At 71.4% G+C, this 21,329-nt stretch carries 20 protein-coding genes and 2 pseudogenes; 19 read left to right on the plus strand and 3 right to left on the minus strand.

Annotated elements, in window-relative coordinates:
* Positions 1-142 precede the first annotated feature (142 nt).
* Positions 143-1,279 carry a vanadium-dependent haloperoxidase gene (locus ACZ63H_RS27420; protein WP_469869439.1) on the plus strand — a complete coding sequence of 379 codons (1,137 nt, stop codon included), beginning with the start codon at positions 143-145 and terminating at the stop codon, positions 1,277-1,279.
* Positions 1,280-1,332: 53 nt separating this feature from the next.
* On the opposite strand, the gene ACZ63H_RS27425 is transcribed toward ACZ63H_RS27420, so the two are convergent.
* Positions 1,333-3,036: a RecQ family ATP-dependent DNA helicase gene (locus ACZ63H_RS27425; RefSeq protein WP_469869441.1), complete on the minus strand. Its 1,704-nt coding sequence runs from the start codon at positions 3,034-3,036 to the stop codon at positions 1,333-1,335.
* A 376-nt stretch (positions 3,037-3,412) separates the two neighbouring features.
* Between ACZ63H_RS27425 and ACZ63H_RS27430 the strand changes: the two genes are divergently transcribed.
* The 11 genes and pseudogenes from ACZ63H_RS27430 to ACZ63H_RS27480 all read left to right on the plus strand — a co-directional run bounded on the left by ACZ63H_RS27430 (position 3,413) and on the right by ACZ63H_RS27480 (position 12,012).
* Entirely contained in the window at positions 3,413-4,075 is a 663-nt protein-coding gene (locus tag ACZ63H_RS27430; RefSeq protein ID WP_469869443.1) for a hydrolase, read from the plus strand.
* A 49-nt stretch (positions 4,076-4,124) separates the two neighbouring features.
* Complete coding sequence (locus ACZ63H_RS27435) at positions 4,125-4,658, plus strand: DoxX family protein (protein WP_469869445.1); 534 nt, start codon at positions 4,125-4,127, stop codon at positions 4,656-4,658.
* Positions 4,639-5,376 (plus strand): YoaK family protein, encoded by a 738-nt coding sequence (locus tag ACZ63H_RS27440; RefSeq protein WP_469869447.1) that lies wholly within the window; start codon positions 4,639-4,641, stop codon positions 5,374-5,376. Before ACZ63H_RS27435 ends, ACZ63H_RS27440 begins: the two co-directional genes overlap by 20 nt.
* A complete protein-coding gene (locus ACZ63H_RS27445; protein WP_469869449.1) occupies positions 5,373-7,031 on the plus strand; it encodes an MFS transporter in 1,659 nt (552 codons plus the stop codon). Before ACZ63H_RS27440 ends, ACZ63H_RS27445 begins: the two co-directional genes overlap by 4 nt.
* Before the next feature lie 62 nt (positions 7,032-7,093).
* Positions 7,094-7,531 carry a universal stress protein gene (locus ACZ63H_RS27450; protein ID WP_469869451.1) on the plus strand — a complete coding sequence of 146 codons (438 nt, stop codon included), beginning with the start codon at positions 7,094-7,096 and terminating at the stop codon, positions 7,529-7,531.
* 196 nt (positions 7,532-7,727) lie between these two features.
* Positions 7,728-7,963: pseudogene (locus tag ACZ63H_RS27455) on the plus strand (thiamine pyrophosphate-binding protein); the annotation flags it as partial.
* A 336-nt stretch (positions 7,964-8,299) separates the two neighbouring features.
* Positions 8,300-9,025 carry an alpha/beta fold hydrolase gene (locus tag ACZ63H_RS27460; protein WP_469869453.1) on the plus strand — a complete coding sequence of 242 codons (726 nt, stop codon included), beginning with the start codon at positions 8,300-8,302 and terminating at the stop codon, positions 9,023-9,025.
* A gap of 42 nt (positions 9,026-9,067) precedes the next feature.
* Positions 9,068-9,910 (plus strand): alpha/beta fold hydrolase, encoded by an 843-nt coding sequence (locus ACZ63H_RS27465; protein ID WP_469869455.1) that lies wholly within the window; start codon positions 9,068-9,070, stop codon positions 9,908-9,910.
* Positions 9,911-10,283: 373 nt separating this feature from the next.
* Positions 10,284-10,784: a MaoC family dehydratase gene (locus tag ACZ63H_RS27470; RefSeq protein WP_469869457.1), complete on the plus strand. Its 501-nt coding sequence runs from the start codon at positions 10,284-10,286 to the stop codon at positions 10,782-10,784.
* A gap of 274 nt (positions 10,785-11,058) precedes the next feature.
* Positions 11,059-11,373 (plus strand): DUF4232 domain-containing protein, encoded by a 315-nt coding sequence (locus ACZ63H_RS27475; RefSeq protein WP_469869459.1) that lies wholly within the window; start codon positions 11,059-11,061, stop codon positions 11,371-11,373.
* Positions 11,374-11,547: 174 nt separating this feature from the next.
* Positions 11,548-12,012 (plus strand): DUF5709 domain-containing protein, encoded by a 465-nt coding sequence (locus ACZ63H_RS27480; protein ID WP_469869461.1) that lies wholly within the window; start codon positions 11,548-11,550, stop codon positions 12,010-12,012.
* Positions 12,013-12,099: 87 nt separating this feature from the next.
* Here ACZ63H_RS27480 and ACZ63H_RS27485 read toward each other — a convergent pair.
* Together ACZ63H_RS27485 and ACZ63H_RS27490 are read right to left on the minus strand one after the other, a co-directional pair.
* A pseudogene (locus ACZ63H_RS27485) lies at positions 12,100-12,492 on the minus strand (AfsR/SARP family transcriptional regulator); the annotation flags it as partial.
* 113 nt (positions 12,493-12,605) lie between these two features.
* Positions 12,606-13,328 carry a response regulator transcription factor gene (locus ACZ63H_RS27490; RefSeq protein WP_469869463.1) on the minus strand — a complete coding sequence of 241 codons (723 nt, stop codon included), beginning with the start codon at positions 13,326-13,328 and terminating at the stop codon, positions 12,606-12,608.
* Between the two features lie 242 nt (positions 13,329-13,570).
* Here ACZ63H_RS27490 and ACZ63H_RS27495 point away from each other — a divergent pair, with 242 nt between their 5' ends.
* The 7 genes from ACZ63H_RS27495 (at position 13,571) to ACZ63H_RS27525 (ending at position 21,232) form a co-directional block, all read left to right on the plus strand.
* The gene (locus ACZ63H_RS27495; RefSeq protein ID WP_469869465.1) at positions 13,571-14,005 is read left to right on the plus strand and encodes a helix-turn-helix domain-containing protein; all 435 of its coding nucleotides are present in this window, start codon (positions 13,571-13,573) and stop codon (positions 14,003-14,005) included.
* Positions 14,006-14,281: 276 nt separating this feature from the next.
* Entirely contained in the window at positions 14,282-14,776 is a 495-nt protein-coding gene (locus ACZ63H_RS27500; protein WP_469869467.1) for a ParH-like protein, read from the plus strand.
* Entirely contained in the window at positions 14,773-15,987 is a 1,215-nt protein-coding gene (locus ACZ63H_RS27505; protein ID WP_469869469.1) for an MAB_1171c family putative transporter, read from the plus strand. The genes ACZ63H_RS27500 and ACZ63H_RS27505 overlap by 4 nt, the downstream gene beginning before the upstream one ends.
* Entirely contained in the window at positions 15,984-16,985 is a 1,002-nt protein-coding gene (locus ACZ63H_RS27510) for an aldo/keto reductase (RefSeq protein WP_469869471.1), read from the plus strand. The genes ACZ63H_RS27505 and ACZ63H_RS27510 overlap by 4 nt, the downstream gene beginning before the upstream one ends.
* A gap of 212 nt (positions 16,986-17,197) precedes the next feature.
* The gene (locus ACZ63H_RS27515; protein WP_469869541.1) at positions 17,198-18,349 is read left to right on the plus strand and encodes a S53 family peptidase; all 1,152 of its coding nucleotides are present in this window, start codon (positions 17,198-17,200) and stop codon (positions 18,347-18,349) included.
* A gap of 288 nt (positions 18,350-18,637) precedes the next feature.
* Positions 18,638-19,309 (plus strand): ABC transporter ATP-binding protein, encoded by a 672-nt coding sequence (locus ACZ63H_RS27520; protein WP_469869473.1) that lies wholly within the window; start codon positions 18,638-18,640, stop codon positions 19,307-19,309.
* A 3-nt stretch (positions 19,310-19,312) separates the two neighbouring features.
* A complete protein-coding gene (locus tag ACZ63H_RS27525; RefSeq protein WP_469869475.1) occupies positions 19,313-21,232 on the plus strand; it encodes an FtsX-like permease family protein in 1,920 nt (639 codons plus the stop codon).
* The last annotated feature ends 97 nt before the right edge of the window (positions 21,233-21,329 follow it).

A 21,329-nucleotide genomic window follows, 5' to 3' on the forward strand; every position in this document is an offset into this window, starting at 1 on the left:
GGACCCTCCCATGCCCCCCCCAACACCCCCCCCCCCCCCCCCCCCCCCCCCCCCCCCCCCCCCCCCCCCGACCCCCCCCCCCCCCCCCCCCCCCGCGACCGTCACGTCCGCCACGGCACGGGACCAGGGGCCGCGCCCGTCGGTGGCACTCGACTGGTACGACACCACGGCCGCGTCCATCGCCGCCGCCGGCGCCCCCACCCAGGTCACCAACAGCCGCACCTGGGCCATCGGCTGGCTCGCGGCGGCCCGCGCCACCCGCACCGTGCCGCACGGCGTCGACCGGGCCGACTTCCAGGACGCGGCCCTCGCCTCCGCCGTCCACGACTCCCTGACCGCCCTGATCCCCGCCCGCGCCCGGCAGCTCGACGCCGCGCTCGCGACGACACTGGACCGCATCCCGGACGGTGCCGCCGAGACCCGGGGCGTCGAGGCCGGGGCCCGCCAGGCCAGACTCGTGCTCGCCTCCCGGGAGGGGGACGGCCTCGACCCGGCCTCGGTCGACGCACCGTTCCCGGTGCCCGACGCGGCGCCCGGCGTATGGCAGCCGACACCGCCCGCCCACGCCCCGGCCACGCAGTACGGCAACCGGCTCGCCCGGCCCTTCCTGCTCGCGCGCGCCGACCAGTACCGGCTGCCCGCCCCGCCCGCCCTCACCTCCGAGCGCTACCGGAACGATCTCGCCGAGGTCCGCGCGTACGGAGCCGCGAACAGCACCGTCCGCACCCCGCGGCAGACGGAGACCGCCACCTTCTGGTTCGGTTCCTCGCTGACGCTGTACACCGAGCCCCTGCGCGTCGCGCTGGCCCGGTCGCCGCGGTCGGCCGCCGGGCAGGCCCGGCTGGTGGCGCTGTTCCACGTCGCCCTGGTGGACACGCAGATCGCCACCTCCGACAGCAAGTACGCCTATCTGCGCTGGCGTCCGGTCACCGCGATCCGCACGGGCGCCATCGACCCCGACCCCGGCTGGACCCCGCTGCACACCACACCGGCACACCCCGACTACCCCAGCGGCCACGGCACCTACGCCGGCGCGGCACAAACCGTCCTGACCGCGCTCACCGGGCCGCGCACGGCGCCCTTCGAGCTGACCAGTCCCACCGCCCCCGGTGTCGTGCGCACCTACACCGCCTGGAGCCGGCTCTCGAAGGACAACGTGGACGCCCGTGTGTACTCCGGCATCCACACCCGCTCGGCCGACGAGGCGGGGATCCTCCTGGGCGAGCGCGTCGCGGCCCACACGCTGCGCGCCGAGGAACGGCTGTTCGGCGACCTCTGAGCGGCGGACGGCGCCGGCGCGCGGACGTCCCGGCCGCTGCGGTGACCGGAGCCTCAGCCACCGCCCTCGGCCGGCTCGTCCGTCACCGTGAGCAGGTCGTCCCGGGCGGCCAGGGCGTCGAGGGAGAGCGTGCGGTAGCCGACGTCGTCGAAGAGGGCGGTGATCCGGTCCCCGTCCTCGCTCAGCACCGTGCCCCGGCCCCACCGGTCGTGACGCACGGCGGCTCCGACCGGATAGGCGCCCGCCTCAGGGTGCGCCGGCCGCCCTCCGGCGGCCGGCCCGTCGTCCTCCGCGGCCTCCCGCTCGTCGCAGGTGTCGCAGTTGCCGCACGGCGCCGGGTACTCCTCGCCGAAGTAGCCCAGCAGGAAACGCCGCCGGCACCCGGTCGTCTCCGCGTACGCGCGGGCCATCTCGACCCTGGACCGGTCCATGCGCCTGTGGGCCTCGGCGTTGTCCTCGGCCCGCCGCACCGCCGTCGCCGGGGCGGTGCCCGCGACCGGCCGGACGGCACCCGAGCCGTCCGTCACCACGGCGTCGGCCTCCTCCAGCAGGTTCACGGCCGTGGTGACCCGGGCCCGCGACAGGCCCGTCTCCCGGCGCAGCTCCTTCAGCCCCGCCGGATCGTCACCGTGGCCGTGGACGGCTTCCACCACGGCCGCCACGGTGTCCCTGCCCGGCGGGCGGCTGCTGAAGTAGGCCCGCATCCCCGTGTCCTGCGCGCGGTAGTGCAGCACGGCGAGCGCGGGGCGCCCGTCCCGGCCGCACCGCCCGATCTCCTGGTAGTAGGCGTCCAGGGAACCGGGCAGCGACGCATGGAGCACATACCGTACGTCCTCCTTGTCGATCCCCATCCCGAAGGCCGAGGTCGCCACCACCACGTCCGTGCCGCCCGTCAGGAAGTCCTCGTGGACCTGCCGGCGTTCGGCGGCGCGCAGACCGGCGTGGTACGCCCGCGCGGTGAGCCCGAGAGCGGTCAGCTCCGCCGCGTAGTACTCGGTGTCCTTCCGGGTCGCCGCGTAGACGATGCCGGGCTTCGGCCCCGCGGCGGCCTGCTCCACGACGACACGCCGTCGTTCGTCCTCCTCCAGGTGACGGTGCGCCTCGAGCCTGATCTCGGGGCGGTCGAACCCGGTGACGAGCTGCCGGGCGCCGTCCATGCCGAGCCGGTCGACGATGTCCTGCCGGACCGGGGGAGCGGCGGTCGCGGTGAGCGCGAGCACGGGGGGCCGCCCCAGGCGCCGTACCGCCTGGGCCAGGCGCAGGTAGTCGGGCCGGAAGTCGTGGCCCCAGGACGACACGCACTGGGCCTCGTCCACGACGAACAGGCCGGGTTCCGCCTCGGCCAGCCGGTCGACCACCTCGTCCTTGGCCAGCTGCTCGGGGGACAGGTAGACGAAGCGCACCGCGCCGCGCCGTACGGCGTCCCAGGCGGCGTTCGTCCCGGCCGCGCTCAGGTCGGAGTTCACGGCGACGGCACCCGGCTCGTGCTCACCGCCGGGCAGTCCCGCGATCTGGTCCCGCTGGAGCGCCAGCAGCGGTGACACGACGACCACCGGGCCGGACAGCAGCAGGCCCGGCACCTGGTACACGGCGGACTTGCCGGACCCGGTCGGCATGACCACGAGCGCGTCCCGGCCCTCCAGTACCCACTCCATGGCCGTGAGCTGCTCGGGACGCAGCTCCTCCCAGCCGAAGACGTCGGCGGCCGTCTCCCGCAGACGCCTCGCCCGCCGTCCGCGCGACCCCTCGCCGGTCATGTCCGCTCCCTCGCTCCGCCGCCGGAACGGCACCACATCCCGGCCCGGCACGGCTCCGGGTACCCCGGGGGCGGCGCCGGCAAAGCCCGCGGACCCGATCACCCGCGAGACGCGAAGGCCGTCCCCGTGCCGTCGTCGCCCGGCCCGCCCGCGAGGCCGTGCGCTCTCGGGCAAACGCCGGTGCGCTCACCAGAAACCGGGCCGCGGCCGCCGGACCTAACGTGACGGCGAAGCAGCCGCGCCAGGGGCTCGCACCCGGCTTCCCGCATCCCGCCCGGACACGGGGAGCCGCACCGGCCCCCGGCTCCTTCCTCACCAGGCACACCGCCCGGACGACCGTCCGGACCGTACCGGCCCAGCACCGAAAGGCACCCTCATGGTCGACATCGCCCAGGTCACCGCTGCTCCCAGCCCGGACCTGCTCACCCCCGACAACTGCGCGGTGCTGTTCATCGACCACCAGCCGCAGATGTTCTTCGGCACCGGCAGCGGCGACCGCACCGCGATCATCAACGCGACCGTCGGCCTGGCGAAGGCCGCCAAGGTCTTCGACGTGCCGGTGGTCCTGAGCACCGTGGCCGCCGAGTCCTTCTCCGGCCCGCTCCTGCCGCAGCTCGCCGCCGTCTTCCCCGGCCGGGAGATCATCGACCGCACCTCGATGAACGCCTGGGAGGACACCGCCTTCGTCGAGGCGGTCAAGGCCACCGGCCGCAAGAAGCTGGTCCTCGCCGGCCTGTGGACCGAGGTCTGCATCGTGCTGCCCGCCCTGTCCGCGCTCGCCCAGGACTACGAGGTGTACGTGGTCACCGACGCCTCCGGCGGCGTCAGCCCGCAGGCCCACGAGCACGCCGTGCAGCGGATGGTCCAGGCCGGCGTGGTCCCGGTGACCTGGGTGCAGGTGCTGCTGGAGCTCCAGCGGGACTGGGCGCGCACGGACACGTACCTGCCGGTCATGGACGTCGTGAAGGAGCACGGCGGCACCTACGGCCTCGGGGTCGTCTACGCGCAGACGGTCATCGGCGAGCACGCCGCCGGCTGACCCACCACCCACGGTTGACGACGGACGTCAGGAACAGGCAGACGACGCGATGGACAGCGGACTGTTGGTGCTCCGGCTGGTGGTGGGACTCCTCATCGCCGGGCACGGAGTGCAGAAGGTCAGTTTCCGGCTGGGCGGCAACGGGCTGGCCGGAGGGACCGAGGAATTCCGCCGTGACGGCTTCCGCGGCGGGAGACTCACCGCGCTCGCCGCGGGCGGCAGCCAGATCGGCGCCGGCCTGTTCCTGGCGGCCGGCCTCCTCACCCCGCTGGCGGCGATGGCCGCCATGGGAGTGATGACGGTGGCCGGCACCGTCAAGTGGCACAAGGGGCTCTGGGTGCAGAACGACGGCTACGAGTACCCGCTGGTCCTCGTCACCGCCGCCGCGGCGCTGGCCCTGACCGGCCCCGGCCACTGGTCCCTCGACCACCTCCTCGGACCGGTCCCCCGGCCGCTGTGGATCTCCCTCGCGGCGATCGTCATCGGTCCGGCCAGCGGACTGCTCACCCGCTCCGCGCTGCACCGCGGCCCCGCCGGCCACACCACGGACGGGGGGACGCGGCATGCGCGGACTGCTGACTGACGCCGCCCGCACCCTCGTCCCACCGCGGGGCGACCGGCACGGCCCCCTGGCGCCGCTGATGCTGGGACTGACCGTGGTGACCGGCCTCGTCGACGCCGTCACCTACCTGGCCCTCGGACACGTCTTCGTCGCCAACATGACGGGCAACGTCGTCTTCCTCGGCTTCGCCCTGGCCGGCGCGCCGGGCCTGTCCGCGCCCGCGTCCGTCGTCTCCATGACGTCGTTCCTCACCGGGGCCCTGGCCGGAGGCCGCTTCGGCACCCGCTACGCCGCGCACCGCGGCCGGATGCTGACCGCGGCCACCGCCGTCCAGGCGCTCCTGGTCGCCGGCACGGTGCTCACCGTCGCGGTCGCGGACGGGGAGGTGACCGGCCCGGTGAAGTACACCCTCATCGTGCTGCTGGGCATCGCCATGGGGCTCCAGAACGCGGTCGCCCGGCGCCTCGGCGTCCCGGACCTGACCACGACCGTCCTGACCCTGACCCTGACCGGACTGGCGGCGGACTCCGCCCCGGCCGGCGGGGCCACCCCCCGGCCCGGCCGGCGGATCCTCTCCGTCCTGGCCATGTTCCTCGGCGCCCTCGCGGGCGCACTGCTCCTGCGGCACGCCGAACTCCTCCCCGTCCTGGCCCTGGCGCTGGCGCTGCTCACGGCGACCCTGATCACCGTCCGCCGCCACTGGGCCTCCGACGCCGACTGGACGAGGCCGCAGTCGTGAACCCGGCGCAGCACCCGGCCTGGGCGCCGCTCGCGGCGCGCGTCTTCCGCGCGCTGTGGATCGCGCAGCTGGTGTCCAACACCGGCACCTGGATGCAGACGGTCGGCGCCCAGTGGCTCCTGGTCGGGCACGGTGCCGCCCTGGTGACACTCGTGCAGACGGCCTCCAGCCTCCCGGTCGTCCTGCTCGCCCTGCCCTCCGGGGTGCTGGCCGACCGCTACGACCGCCGCAAGGTGCTGCTGGCCGCCCAGTTCGCCATGCTGGCCGTCTCCACCGCGCTCACCGTGCTCGCGTTCCGGGGCGCGCTCGCCCCGGGCCTCCTGCTGTGCCTCACCTTCCTGCTGGGCTGCGGCACGGCCCTGATGGGCCCGGCATGGCAGGCGGTGCAGCCGGAACTGGTGGAGCGCGAGCAGCTGGGGCAGGCGGCGGCGCTGGGCGCCGTGAACATGAACCTGGCCCGCGCCGTGGGCCCGGCCCTCGGCGGCGCGGTGGTCGCCGCGGCGGGCGCGGGCTGGGTCTTCGCCTTCAACGCCCTGTCGTACCTGGGCATCGCGGCCGTGCTGCTGCTGTGGCACCGGCCGGTCCCACCACGGCCCGCCGCACCGAGCGAAGGGCTTCTCGCGGCCGTGCAGGCCGGCCGCCGCTACGTCCGGCACGCCCCGGGGGTCCGCCGGGTCCTGCTGCGCACCGCCGTGTTCGTCCCGGGCGGCGCCGCCCTGTGGTCGCTGCTTCCCCTCGTCGCGAGCCGTTCCCTGGGACTCGGGTCGGACGGGTACGGGCTGCTGCTCGGCGTCGTGGGTGCCGGTGCGGTGGGCGGCGCCTTCGCGCTGCCCGCGATCCGGCGCGCGCTGGGCGCCAACGGCACCCTTGCCGCGGGGGCGGCCGTCTTCGCCGGGACGCTGGTGGTACTGGCCACCACCCGCACCCCCTGGCTCGCGGCGGCCGCACTGCTGCCCGCGGGACTGGCCTGGATCGGTGTGCTGTCCACCCTCAACACCGCCGTGCAGCAACGGCTGCCCGGCTGGGTGAGGGGGCGCGGACTCGCCGTCTACCTCGTGGTGTTCCAAGGCGGACAGGCGCTCACCGCACCCGTGTGGGGGGCGCTGGCCGACGGACTGGGACTGACCGCCTCCCTTCTGACCGGCGCCGGGCTGCTCGTGGTCTGCGCCCTGAGTGTGCGCCGGTGGCCGCTGCACACCGCGGACGGGCTCGACCCGAGCCCCTCCGACCACTGGCCCGTGCCGCCCCTGGTGTTCGCACCCGGCCCGGCCGACGGCCCGGTACTCGTCTCCGTCACGTACCGGATCGCTCCGGGCAACTGGGCGGCCTTCACCGGCCGCATGCGGCACGTGGCCCGTTCCCGGCAGCGCACCGGAGCCCTGACCTGGGGGCTCTTCCAGGACGGCGGCGATCCCGAGCGGTTCGTCGAGAACTACGTGGTGGCCTCCTGGGCGGAGCACCTGGCCCAGCACCACAGCCGGCTCACCGCCGACGACCGCCGTTACGAGGAGCAGGCCCGCGCCCTGCTCGCGGCGGGCACCGCACCGGAGGTGACCCATGCCTTCCACGCCACCGCCGGCCCCGTGGTGACCCCGGGCAAGCGGCACGCGGCACGGAACACACCGGCACCACCGGGTGTTCGGGGAAATGCTTGATCACGCACCTGAGGCACCCGCGCCCGACGGACGCCTCCCCACACTCACGAAGGACATGAGCCATGTTCCAGCGCATTCTCGTAGCCGTCGACTCCAGCCCCGCCCGTCATTCCGTCGTACGCCTGGCCGGTGAGATGGCCCGGCTGACCGGCGCCGAGGTCGGTGTCCTGCACATCGCCGCCTCCACGGCGACCCTCGCCACCGTCGTCTCCCTGGAGGACGACGAGCAGGGCAAGGCCATCCTCGACGAGGCCGTCACCTCGCTGCGTGACGCGGGCGTCGCGGCCGAGGGCGTCCTCGCGAACGGTCTGACGACCCAGATAGCCACCACCATCTCCGCCGTCGCCGAGGAGCGGCACGCCGACCTGCTGATCCTCAGCCCCCACCACCGCGGGGCGCTCGAGGCGTTCATCCATCCCCGCGTCAGCGACGCCGTCGTCCACAGCAGCCGTACGGCCGTACTCCTCGCGCCCGCGGACGGCTCCGGCGACCAGGACTGACCCGAGCACGGCCGGGCGCGCCGGGCGGTCCGCGAGCGCGGGCCGCCCGGCGCTTTCCCGTGCACGCTCCTCAGGGGGCCCGGGACGGCAGGCGGTGCGACCGGGAACCGCGAGTGGTGCACGGAGGAACAACCGGCCGGCCCGGCGTCTCCCCGGCCCGGCCACGGCCCCCGTGAGCGAGCACCCGGGGAGCACCATGGCCGGACAGCCCGCCGCCGAGCGGTACGCCGCTCTCCTCGCCCGCGCCGGCGTGCGGCGCACGCACGGGGTGCTCGGCGACAGCCTGAGCCCCGTCGGCGACGTGGTCGGACGGCACGGGTCCTGGGGCGGACCCAGGTCCGGCACGCGGAGGCCGCGGCCTTCGCCGCCGGCACCGAAGCCAGGCCGACCGGCGGACTCGCCGCCTGCGCGGGATCGTGCGGGCCGGGCTCCCCCTGCCGGTCCGAAGGGACATCGTCATGCCGGGCCCGGCACGGGGCACACACCACACCCCCGCGCTCGACGGAGTCGGGCAGCACCGGGTGAGCGCGGGTCGGGGCCCGCCCGTCCACCCGGTGCGCGGTTTCCAGGCACCCGTCGCCGGCCGGGCCGGCTGACCGTGCCGCCCGGGCACGCACAGACCACGAGCAGGGCACTGACGGACAAACACACCTCGCACGTCGGCTCTAAGGTCACTCGCATACCGGCGGCATCCCGCCCACCGCGATCCGCCCCGGGCCGGCAGGCCGCCCCGCACACCCCGCCCACAATCCCCGAAAGGGCACTCCCATGTCCCGTTCCCCCCAGCCGACCGTCGTCCTCGTCCACGGCGCGTTCGCCGACGCCTCCAGCTACGCCCAGGTGATCCCCCGGCTCCTCGCCCGCGGCCTGGACGTGGTCGCCCCGGCCGTTCCCAACCGCAGCCTGATCGGTGACGCCGCGTACGTCGCCTCGATCGTCCGTCAGATCCCCGGTCCCGTCGTCCTGATGGGGCACTCCTACGGCGGTGCCGTCATCACGGTCGCCGGCACCGAGGACAACGTCCAGGCGCTGGTCTACCTGGCCGGTTACGCCCTGGAGAAGGGCGAGAGCCTCGGCGAACTCCAGGGCCGGTTCCCGGACTCCGACCTTGCCGCCGCCCTCGTCTACACGCCCTTCCCCATCGAGGGCTCGACCGGGAGCGGCACCGACGTGTCGGTCCGGCCGGACAAGTTCCCGGCCGTCTTCGCCGCCGACGTCGACGTCCGCCTCGCCGAGGTCCTCGCCGTCTCGCAACGTCCCCTCGCGGCCCAGGCGTTCGCCGACGCGGCACCGGCCGCCGCCTGGAAGACCAAGCCCTCCTGGGGCCTGGTCGCCTCTTCCGACCACACCATCAACCCGGACGTGGAGCGCTACGGCTACCAGCGGGCCGGCATGACCACCGTCGAGGTCGACTCCTCCCACCTGGTGATGCTCTCCCACCCCGAGCGCGTCGCCGACCTGATCGAGGAAGCCGTCCGGGCCACCTCCGCCTGACACACCGGCTGCCGAGCCCGCCCCTTCCACAGAGAGCCACCCATGAACGCACCGATATCCCGCCGCACCGTGACCGCCTCCCTCCTGGCCGGCGCCGCCGCGCTGGGCACCGTGGGCGCCGCGCACTCCGCCCCGGCGGCCGCCCACGACAGGGGCAGAGCGCACCCACGTCCGGACACACCCACCGTGGTCCTGATCCACGGCGCCTTCGCCGACGCCTCCAGCTGGAGCGGCGTGGTCGGACGCCTCCAGCGGCACGGCCACCGCGTGCTGGCGCCGGCCCTGCCCCTGCGCGGACTGGCGAGCGACGCCGCCTACATCCGCAGTGTCCTCGACAGCGTCACCGGGCCGGTCGTGCTGGTGGGGCACTCCTACGGCGGAGCGGTCATCAGCCAGGCCGCGGCCGACGCCCCGCACGTCAAGGCCCTCGTCTACGTCGCCGCCTTCGTGCCCGAGGTCGGGGAGAGCGCGCTCCAGCTCACCGACAGGTTCCCCGGAAGCACCCTGGGACAGGCCACCGTCACCCAGCACTACCCGCTGCCCGGCGGCGGACAGGGCGAGGAACTGGTCATCAGGAAGGACCTGTTCCGCCGGCAGTTCGCGGCCGGCGTCCCCGTCCGGACCGCCCAGGTCATGGCCGTGGGACAGCGGCCGATCACCCTCGCCGCGCTCCAGGAGCCCGCCACCGCCGCCGCGTGGAAGCGGATCCCCAGCTGGTACCTCGTGGCGACCGAGGACCGCAACATCCCGCCGGCGGCCGAGCGGTGGATGGCCCGGCGCGCCCACGCCCGCACCGTAGCCGTCCGCGCCCCGCACGCGGTGTCCGTGAGCGACCCCGGCCCCGTCACCGACCTCATCCTGAGCGCCGCCCGCTCCGGTCGCTGACCGGGGCCGGCCACTCGCCCCCGACGACGTACCGCCCGGAACCCGCGGCCGTGACCGACCGGCCGCGGGACCGCCCGCACTCCGCTGCCCGACACCGGGGACACCCCCCGCCGGGCCGGCGGACCCGAACCGGCCGCCGCCGGATCCCTCGGGGCCAACGGCGTCAAGGCCCACCGCGGCGCGGTTCGGGTGTCCGCCTCGGCCCAGGGCACCGTGCTCCGCATCCCGGTCACCCGGCACGGGAAGACCGGCGCCGCCGGGACCCGGGCGACCGGCCTGGCCGACGCCGACGACTCCGCGCTCACCGGCCGGCAGGCCGGCCTGTGCCGCCCGCCCGAGCGGCGGCGCCCCACCCCCAGGAGAGGACCACTCGATGACACAGCGCCCCGCCGCCCCGGCGACACAGGCGGCGTTCGATCCCGACGCCTTCCACGTCGTGCCGGCCAGGACGTTCGAGGACCTGCGCGTCGGCGAGGTCTTCCGGGCACCCAGCCGCACCCTGACGGACGCCCACGCCGCCGCCTTCCAGACCGTCTCCGCGGATAACCACCCCGTCCACTACGACGCCGAGTGGGCACGCAGACACGGACACTCGGCGCCGGTGGTGCACGGCCTGCAGGTCCTCGCCTTCACCGCCCCGGCGCCACCCTGTTCCCGCACTTCATCGGCGAGGTGTTCCTCGGCTTCCTCGAACTCTCCTGTGTCTTCCTGGCCGAAGTGCACTCCGGGGACACCCTTCTACCCGGCCCTCACCATCACCGGCCTGGAGCCCCGGGACGACAACGGAGTGGTGACCACGTCCGCCACCATCCACAACCAGCGCGGCGAACTCGTGCTGTCCGGCCGGCACAAGTACCTGCTGAGGCGCCGATGACCCCGGGAAGAGACATGACGCACCGCATTCTCCTGCCCGGCGTGCTCCTTTGCTGCGCCGTACTCGCCGGCCGCACGGGCCGGGGCACGCGCGGCACGGTCCGAGCGGACCCGTCACCCCGGCGCCGGCAAGGACCGCCGGTGTTCCGGCACCTTCCGCCGACGACCCCGCCGGCCCGGACCCCACGCCGACGCCGTCACCCGGCACCGCCACCGCGTCGCCGGGGTCCGCCGTACCGGCTGCGACACGCCGCTGCCACACCGCCGAACTGAAGGTGTCCGTCGGGGCCGACCACCCCGGCGCCGGGCAGGCGAACTTCGCCGTCGTCCTGACCAACGTCTCCCACCGCACCTGCACGGTGCGCGGCTTCCCCGGCCTGGCGTTCGTCGACGGCGCGGGCGAGGCGGTCACCCCGCATCCCGAACGGGCCACCGGCGAGGAGACACGGACCGTGACGCTGGCCCCCGGAGCCGACGCCTGGTCGGCGATGACATACACCCGTCCGGCGATCACCGGTGTCACCACCGTGACACCGGCGGCCGTCCTCGTCACGCCGCCCGACGAGACGACCCCGGTCCCGGTCCGCTGAAGCGGCGGCGAGGTCTCCGACACGGGCAAGGCGTCAGTGCCCCGGGTCAGCCCTCTCGGACCGGGCGACGGCGCCTGATCCGCACGACGGCACACGACAGTGGAGGCGGCGACCGCCGCCACGGCGGCCGGGGAACGCCCTGCCGATCCCGGCCCGGACGACGAGGGAGCACACATGAGCGCAGAGACGATGGGTGACGCGGTCTACCAGCCGGACGGGACCGAGATGCGGGACGACGCCGGCCTGTTGGACGCGTCGGACACCCTGGATTACAGGGGTGGCGACGAGGCCTTGGACGAAGGGTACTGGCCCCCGGAGAGACCGTGGGGCGTGGAGCACACAGGGGTCACGGCGGTGGAGCGGTGGCGAGGGGAGAGCCTGGACGAGCGCCTCGCGGAGGAGGTGCCCGACATCGGAGTCCCGGAGGGCGACGGCATCGGCGACCTGTGGGACGGGGACGGCGAACCAATCGACGACGAGGTCGGTGACGAACGCGCCGGACGGCTGGCCGCCCTGGACCAGGGCACTCGGCAGAACACCGAATCCGACCTGTTCGCCTCCGACGCCGGGCTGGACGGAGCCGGGGTGTCGGCGGAGGAGGCGGCGATGCACGTAATCCCCGCCACCGCCCCCTCCTGACTCCCGGCGCTTCCGGGGCGGGGACGAGCCTTCCGTCGCGCAGCACGGCCAGGTGGGTATCGCGCAGCACCACAGAGGAGGCGCCCCCACCTCGTCGGCGAGCCTGCCGCGTACGTACTCGAACACGGCCAGCGCCTCGGACTGGCGGCCCGCCGCCTGGAGGGCTCGCATGCCCAGCGCGGCCAACCGCTCCCGTAACGGATGGTGTGCCGACGTGGTCTCCAGATCGGCCAGGGACGGGGCGTGGTGGCCGAGCCGCGACCGTGCGTCGCAGTGATCCTTCAACGCCGCAGCCGCAATTCGTCCATCCGGTCTCGGGTCGGGCTGGTGAACGGGGCCTGCCGTACGTCGCGAGCGGCCGCCAGCGTAAACGCCTCGCTGAGCAGGGCAGCCGCCTTCTCGGGAGCCCACGCGGCGAGCTCCCGGTTCCCCCGCCGCCGGCTCTGCGAAGCGAGCGGCGTCCACCCGTCTCTTCGGCACCGCGAGGCCGTAACCCGCCGCCGACTCCAGCAGATCCCTCCCGGGCAGCGCCTCCCGCAGTCGGCATACCAGCGATGAGTTGAGCGCGCTGGCGGGAGGCTGGGGGCGGCGTGTCAGAGCCAACCTCTGGCGCGGGCGATCCGGACCGCGTCGAGGCGGTTTCTGGCACCGGTCTTCTGAACGGCGGACAACAGGTGGTTGCGTACGGTCCCGACGGACAGGTGGAGGTGGCCGGCGGTCTCCTCGGGATTCTCGCCCTCGGCCGCGAGACCGAGGATCTCCGACTCCCGCGGTGTCAGCGGGTTCGGGGTCCGGGCGGTGCCCATGACAGCCACGTCGGTGCCGACGATGCGCTGCCCGCAGCTCAGGTGCCGGATCGCCTCGACCAGTTCGTCGACAGAGGCGTCGTCGGAGATCACTCCTGCCACGTCCGCTTCCAGAGCACGCTGGGTGCTTCCAGCCGAGAGCACTCTCATGACCAGTAGCACCGCGCTGGCACGGAAGGCATCACGTGCTCTACTGAGCTTGTCGAACGCGGTTCTGCTGCCGTCGGAGAGGTAGAGCACCACCACATCGGGACGCAGCCGTTCGCTGTTCGGTACGGAATCGACGTCCTCCGCATCCCCAAGTACGCGGATGCCTGGTCGCGAGGACAGCATGGCCGCGATGCCACTCCGTGTCAGGGCCCCATGAGCGAGGATGATCACGTCGATGGTATTCAGTTCGGTGCCGGCCAGGCCGCCATGGTGCGGCAGCCGTTCCGAAGCGAACCATGAGGATCTTGCCTCATACTTCATGCGGTTCTCCCGGCTTGCTCCTCTTTGCGCGATGGTCACGCGGTCCCCCCCAACTGGGAAAAGTCAGGCACGTACGCGGTCGAGGGCCCGTGCGAGGGGCGGCTTCCCCTTCGCGCCCGTCGACCGTTGATTGATCAAATCTGAAGTGCAGCAACAACAGTTGATGCATCCAGCAGGACGCTAGGCCGCCCCGTCCGTGGCCGTCAACTCACGTAAATGAGACAGCGCGTCGACGTGTACACGGGTGTACCGCTACATTGAAGCAGGGATGGAGGTGTGATGTGCCTGACGTACAGGGCGTTGGTGAACGTTCACTGGCCGCCAAGTTGAACCACCTTTTTGAGACAGTCGTACCGGCGGGACGTGGTCCTTATAGTGCGGAGGAGGTTGCACGCGCCATCTCCTTGGATGGCGTGTCTATCTCCGGCAGCTACATATGGCTGCTCCGTAAGGGGCAGCGCGACAATCCCACCCTGAAGCACATCGAGGCGCTCGCGCGGTTTTTCGGCGTGCCACCGGCCTACTTCTTCGACGATCACACGACCCAGGCTGTCGACCGGGAACTGGAGTTGATGGTCGCGCTGCGAAGCGCCGGTGTGCAGCACGTGGCGCTGCGGGCGGCCGGACTTTCCGCCAAGAGTCTCCAGAGCATCAAGGAGATCATTGAGCACGCCCGCGACCTGGAGGGGCTGCCCAGGACGGCCACTCCCGGGTAGCCGGGCCTGCAACTGACGGTCACTTCAGGCCATGGTCTCAAGTGAAGCCGACAACTGTGGTTATGATCCCCAAGCTCAAGCTTTTGTGTGTGAGCCGATGACTCACGAGGTTGGAGGGTGCATGCCGCAGGCACGGATCCAGGATTTGTCCAGGCGCGGAGAAGGTAGTAGACACTTCCCTGAGGGTGAGAGCACTCGGCGGCTGTAACGGTGTTCGTTTTATCCTGGGTACCTCGATGGTGGGCCTACCGCAGGACCTTCAAGCGGCTGCACCGTATGTCCGAAGAGCTTCTCGACCGCTTGGAGTTGCCCGTTGGAAGCGGAATTTCCACGCTTATCGACCGGCTGAGTCACCAGCGCAACCGCCCCATCCACGTGATGCCCGCAGCGCTTGGAGCGGGTGAGCCGTGCGGGATATGGCTGGCGACGGATGACATCGACATCATCGTCGTCGAGGCAGACACCACCCCGTTCCACCAAGACCACATCATCGCGCATGAGCTGGCGCACATGCTGTGCGCCCACTCCGACTCACTGAGTCCCGAACCGGAGACCATGACGCTGCTCTTCCCTCACCTCGATGTCCAGCGCATCATCGAGGTATTGGGCCGGACCACCTACCCCACCGAGGACGAACAGGCGGCTGAAATTGTCGCATCGTTGATACTCGAGCGGGTCTCCCGACCTCCAACGGAGATCAAATGGGTGGTGCCTACCGGTGACGCCGCCACCATCGCGCGCATCGACCAGTCGCTAAGGCCGACGGAGTGAACGATGTGAAAGGCGTGGTCTTTCCCGTCTGCGCCGCGGTATGCGCGCTGGTTCTGCTCTACAAGGTGCGCGACATGCGTACTCAACGTAACGACCCGGCGCTTGTGGCCCTGCTCATCGCGTTCTCCTGCAAGGCGGCGTCCTTCGCGTTGTCGACCCCCTGTGTTTCGGCGGCTGTGGATGCCCGCACAGGGATCCCTAATCTGGGTGCGCTCGGCATCCATCTTTGCGGAGGGGTGGCTTCGAGCGCGGCCATCCTCATTGCGATCGCCTACTGGGTGTACCCACCCGACGAGGCCCGCCGCAGGGCCTCTTGGCGTCTGGCGAGCAGCGCACTGTGCGCCGCCGTCATGCTGACGATGTGGTTCGTCGCCGGCTCGACGAGTAAAGGGCGGGCCACCCACTATCTGCTCGAGCAGGCGCACCGGCCGCCGGTCGCCGTCTACCTGCTGGTGTACGTGACTGCCTTCGGTTCCGGAATGGTCGAAACCATCCGGTTGTGCCGGCGCTTCGGTCGCGTAGCGGGGCGTCAGTGGTTGCGACGGGGTCTGTACACCACCGGAATCGGTGCGGCGGCATACCTCGTCTACTGCGTCCATCGCGCATCTGCGGTGTTCGCCGTGCAGTTCGGTCTTGATCCACTGCGCTGGGAGGTGATCACACCACTGGCCAACGGCATCGGTATATCTTTCCTCTCGGCGGGCCTGACCATGCCCTCCTGGGGGCCGGCCGCCTCGGAGTGGCACCGCAAGGTCCGCAACTTCATCAACTACCAGCGGCTGTATACGCTGTGGCGTGCCCTGACTGAGGCACATCCACATGTCGTTCTGAAGCCGCAGCACTCCACCCGGCTCGCCCGCATGATGCCCGGGAACATCAGTTACCGCCTCTACCGCGAGGTCATCGAAATTCAGGACGGGCTCCTGGCTCTGCGGCCCTACATGGATCCGGAGATCATCGCGCGCGCCCGGTGGAACGCCCGGCGGACGGGCTTATCGGGGGAGGCACTCCAAGCGGCGGTGCAGGCCACCGTGGTACGCGAGGCCCTGCAGGCCATGCATGCCAGCCCTGAGCTGACGGCTGGGGAGAGGCGGCCTGCTATGGATTCGTACGAGCGCAAGAGCAGCGATTACGGTGCGGAAGTGGATTGGTTGCTGAGGGTGGCCCGGGCCTTCTCGAATTTGTCGTCGTCAAGGAGGAGTTACTCGTGAAATACCGCACGCTCGGTACCCACGGACCACGAGTGTCATCCGTGGGGCTCGGCTGCATGGGCATGTCCGTCGCCTACGGGGTCCCGGATATCGCCGAGTCGGAGCGCACTTTGGACCGTGCCCTGGACCTCGGAGTGGACTTCCTCGACACTGCGGACGCCTACGGGCGCGGAGCCAATGAGGAGTTCCTGGGTGCCTGGCTGCGCCGCCGGTCTTCTGAGCGGAGTCGAGTGGTGCTGGCCACCAAGTTCGGGCTGCGACACGACCCGGAGACGGGGCGCGTGGATGGTATCGACACGTCGGCAAGGTATGTACGGACGGCTTGCCATGCTTCGCTGCGCCGCCTAGGAGTCGACCACATCGATCTCTACTGTGTGCACCGGCGTGATCCTGCGACACCCATCGAGGAGACGGTCGGCGCGATGGCCGAGCTGGTGCAGGCAGGTGACATCCGGTATATCGCCCTGAGCGAGGTGGGCGCCGACACTCTGCGCCGGGCCCACGCCATCCATCCCATCAGCGCGATCCAGCTGGAGTACTCGCTCTTCACCAGGGACGTGGTGGAGGGCGAGATGTTGGATACGTGCCGGCAGCTCGGCGTATCCGTGGTGGCGTACTCGCCACTTGGGCGAGCCATGCTGACCGGGACCATCTCATCGGTGGATGAGCTGGACAGCGGAGACAACCGCAGGCGCTGGCCCAGGTTCGCCGAGGAGAACCTGCGGCACAACCTCACCCTGGTGGAAGCCGTGCAGCGGGCCGCCGACGAGATCGGCTGCACGCCCGCGCAGGCGGCACTCGCTTGGTTGCTGGCCCAAGGCGACGACATCGTACCCATTCCGGGTACGAAGAAGAGGCGCTATTTGGAGGAGAACGCGGCGGCCGTCGAGGTGACGCTGACGAAGGAGCAGTGCGAGTTGCTGCGCAACGCGGTGCCGGACGGCGCGGTGGCCGGTGGCCGCTATCCGGACCAGGCCATGTCCAGACTTGGCCACTGACCTGCGTCAGCTGCGGTCCCACCAGGGTTGTGGCCGGTGTGCCGGTTCCTATGGATAACCCACGGTTGTGCCGTTGAATCATGCCCTCGCCGCCTGGTGGGTCGATCCTTTAGTGACGGCACGCATCGGGTGAAAGGAGACAGGGTATGGATTTCCGGTCCGGAACTGCGCGCGGTGGGGTAAGAAGGCGGTGCATCGGCAGCTTGTTCGCCGTGCTGGGCCTGCTCCTTTCCGGTGTCGGTTCCGCCTCGGCGGAAACCGCCGACAGCGTGTGGGCTGCTGACGTTCCTGGCGTGCGTGAGCCTTCGGTCGCCGTGCCTTACCGCGTGGACGAGCTGTGGCGGCACGGGATCACGGGCCGCGGCGTCACGGTCGCGGTACTTGTGTCGTACGGCGACCCGGACTTGGAGCGGTTCATGGCGGACTACGACGCGCAGTACGGGCTTCCGACGCCCGACATCCGGCGAGTGGAGCCGCTGGGGAAGCCGCCCTCCTGTACCTCCCCAGGGGTCGAGACGGAGAACTGTCAGGCATGGGTCTCCGAGACCCGGCTGGATGTCGCTATGGTCCACTCGCTGGCTCCGCAGGCCCGCATCTTGGTCGCCGCCTCACCCGTGGATGAGACGCAGGGGGAGAGCGGCATGCCCGAGATGATGCGCGTCCTGGACCACTTGACGCGGCACCGCCTAGCGGATGTGGTGTCCATGAGCTTCGGTTCTGTCGAGCAGAACTTCACCGATCCAAAGTCCGTGCTCGCCTATGGTGCCGCATTCGGTCGTGCCCGCGCGGCGGGTACGACCCTGGTTGCCTCCTCGGGGGACCTGGGGGCCAGCGGCCCGCTGCGCGACCATCCTGATCGGCACTACCCCCGGCGTGTAGTCGCCTGGCCTGCGTCCGACCCCCGCGTGACGGCGGTCGGCGGGGCGCTGTTGCACGTCGACCCGCAGGGGCATCGCACCTATCCCGACACGCTGTGGCCCAAGTCGGGGGCCGGACACTCGTCGCTGTTCGCGCGTCCGCCATGGCAGCGCCCGGCTACAACAGGCGATGCGATGCCCGGCCGTTCGGTTCCGGACATCGTGATGCAGGGGGCAGCCGGCACCTCACAGTCGGCTCCGCTCTTTGCCGGTGTGCTAGCCCTTGCGGCACAACTGCACCACGGACCCCTGGGCGATATCAACCCGGTCCTCTACCGGCTGGGCGCGACTGGTCCCGACACCGGGATCGTCGACGTCACCGAGGGCTCCAACACCTACGCAGAGGTCCTCGGGTTCACCGCGAGCCCGGGTTTCGACACGGCCAGCGGCTGGGGCACGGTCGACGTGCCCCGGTTCGTCCGAGCTCTGGCACGAGCCGTGACGTGAACCGACCGGTGGAGCACCGTGTGTCCCCGCTCGGTGTGACCATGTGATGGCGGCCGTGTTATGACGAGTGGAGTTTTGTGAGGGTGGCCACCGGCCACCGGGCAGTACGTACTGAAACGAGAGAGAGCGCACGTGAGCGAGCATGCAGGCGCCGGACCCGGCCATCACTTAGGGCGGGCCGCACCCCACTGGCAGCCGGGCAGCGGGGCCGAAACGCCGTCCGCAGAGCGCCCGTGGGCGGTGCGCCTCAACGGTGTGCGCAAAGTGCATGGCCGCGGCAGGTCAGCCGTGACGGCACTCGACGGGGTCACTGCACAATTGTCGTACGGGACGTTCACTGCTGTGATGGGCCCCTCCGGCTCCGGCAAGAGCACCTTCCTGCACTGCGCTTCCGGCCTGGACCGGCCCGACCACGGAACCATCGAGATCGGTGGGAGGGACTTGGGGCCACTGGGCGAGAGGGAGTTGACCGTACTGCGGCGCGAACGGATCGGCTTCGTCTTTCAGGGATTCAACCTACTGCCTGCGTTGACGGCCGAGCAGAACATCACGCTTCCGGTGCGACTAGCGGGCCGGCGTACCCGGCTCGACCGGACCTGGCTGGAACGGCTACTCGGCTACACAGGGCTCACCGAGCGGCGCGGGCACCGGCCTGCCGAACTCTCAGGCGGCCAACAGCAGCGGGTGGCCATCGCCCGTGCGCTCATCACCCGCCCCGAGGTGGTCTTCGCCGACGAGCCCACTGGTGCTCTGGACACCACTTCGGCCCGGAAGGTCCTGGAATTGCTCCGCGGTCTTGTGAAGGACATCGGCCAAACGGTCCTGATGGTCACTCACGACCCCGTGGCTGCCTCGTACGCGGACACCGTCTTGATCCTGGCAGACGGCAAGGTCACCGAGGTCCTGCATGGGGCATCCGCCGGCACCATCGCCGAGCACATTGCGAGACTGGGGGCCTGACCCATGCTGTTCCTCCTCGCGTGGTGGTCCATCGTTGCCCGCAAGGTCTCGTTCGCCGGATCCTTTGTGGCCATGCTGTGCGCGCAGACGTTGATCACAGCTTGCGCGGTGCTGCTCGACGCCGGCCACCGGGCAGCACCGGAGCAGGGCGGTGCAGACGTGGTGTCCTTCGTCGTGCCCTTCGGCTTCATCTGCCTGTTCGTCATGGTCTTCGCGATCTCGGGCTCCTTCGCCCTGTCCGTTCAGCAGCGGACGAGAGAGATCGCCCTGCTGCGGGCCGTAGCCGCCACCCCCGGTCAGGTTCGTCGCTTGGTTGCCTACGAAGCACTCGTGGTGACTGCTGTTGCTGCCGTCCCTGGTTGCGCACTCGGCGTGCTGCTCGCCGCGGGGCTGCGCGCCTGGCTGGTGAGCAAGGGATTGATTCCCGGTGCGTTCCCTCTTGACTTCGGCCCCATGAGCGTCTTGATCGCCGCGGTGATCTGCTGGGTGACCGCCGAGGCCGCAGTGTGGAGCAGCGGCCGACGGGCTTCTCGCGTACGCGCTGTACAGGCACTGGGCGAGGCATCGGTGCCCCGCCGCCGGGTGGGCGTGGTCCGCACCTGCCTCGGGCTTACGGTGCTCGGCGGGGGCGTCTGGGGACTCGCGGCGATCAGGAGTTCGGGAGGCACCGACGCTGCGAACACGGCCGTGGCCATGGTCATGGTGTTGATGATCGCAGTCGGGCTGCTCGCCCCCTGGACCGGCAAGCTGGCCGGCACGGTGCTCGGCCTGCTCTGCCAGGCCCTGTTTCCGGTGGTTGGGCTGCTGGCGAAGGCCAATCTCACCACGGCTTACCGGCGGCTCGGCGCCGCCGCCACCCCTCTGGCCCTTACGGTCGCGTTTGCCGCTGTGGCCCTGTTCGTACCGCAGATGAAGTGGCACGAGCAATCACACCAGGACCGGCAGCGTGTGCTGGCCGACCGGATCGTGCGCAGCGTCGGCGACGGACTTCCGGCCTCGGCCGGGGCGACGATCCGTGGAGCGGCAGGCGTCGGCACCGCGGTCGCCACCACGGGGACCTATGTCATGGTCGTCAACGGTCCTGAGTCCGCGCAGCTGGGTCCCGGCGGCATCGCACAGGTTGTCTCTGACGGCCCCCTGGACCAAGTGCTCGATCTGGGTGTCCTGCGAGGGCGGATCGGCCGACTGGGGCCGAGGGATGTCGCCTTGAGCAAGGACCTGGCCCGGCGCGCACACGTCCAAGCAGGCGACGAGATACGTCTCTTCCTGGAGGACGACCGGGTGGAACAGGTCCGAGTCGTCGCCGTGTATCGCCGCTCCCGCGGCTTCGGTGAAGCTGTCCTTCCCGAGCGTCTCGCACCCCGGCACTCGGACGGCCCGCAGCTCCTGGACGTTGTGTACGTACGAGCCAAGCCGGGACGGGAGCAGCAGATGGCCGGCAGCCTGTCGGCTCTCCACCGAGCCGAGCCATCCTGGCAGGTACTCGACCGCGCCGCCTACCGTGCCGAGGCCCTGCGCAGCCAGGACGCCTCCATGGCCGCCACCTATCTGCTCCTCGTGGTGGTGACGGTCTTCACCTCGATTTCGGTTGTGAACACCTTGGTGATGACCACGATGGAACGCTCCGGCGAGTTCGCGCTGCTGCGTTTGGTGGGCGCCACCCGCAAACAGGTCGCCCGCATGATGTGTCTGGAAAATGCGGCGATCGTGCTGGCCGCGCTCCTGGTCGGATCGCTGGTTGCGGGGGCCGTGCTGTCGGTGTTCAGCCAGACTCTGACCGGCTCGTCGCGCCCGCGCCTCGAAGGTGCCACGCTCGTCCTCATCCTGGGCGGCGCGGGCATCCTCGCCCTTGCCACCGGCGTGTCCACCACACGCATCGCCCTGCGCCAGCGCCCGTCTGCCGCGCTACGCGGAGTCGAATAGCGGGCGGGCAGGACCGGACAACACTGGGGCCGGGGGGGGGGGGGGGGGGGGGGGGGGGGGGGGGGGGGGGCGGGGCTGCCCCCCGTCTCCGGACCCA

The sequence above is a fragment of the Streptomyces sp. NPDC104831 genome (assembly GCF_055583025.1).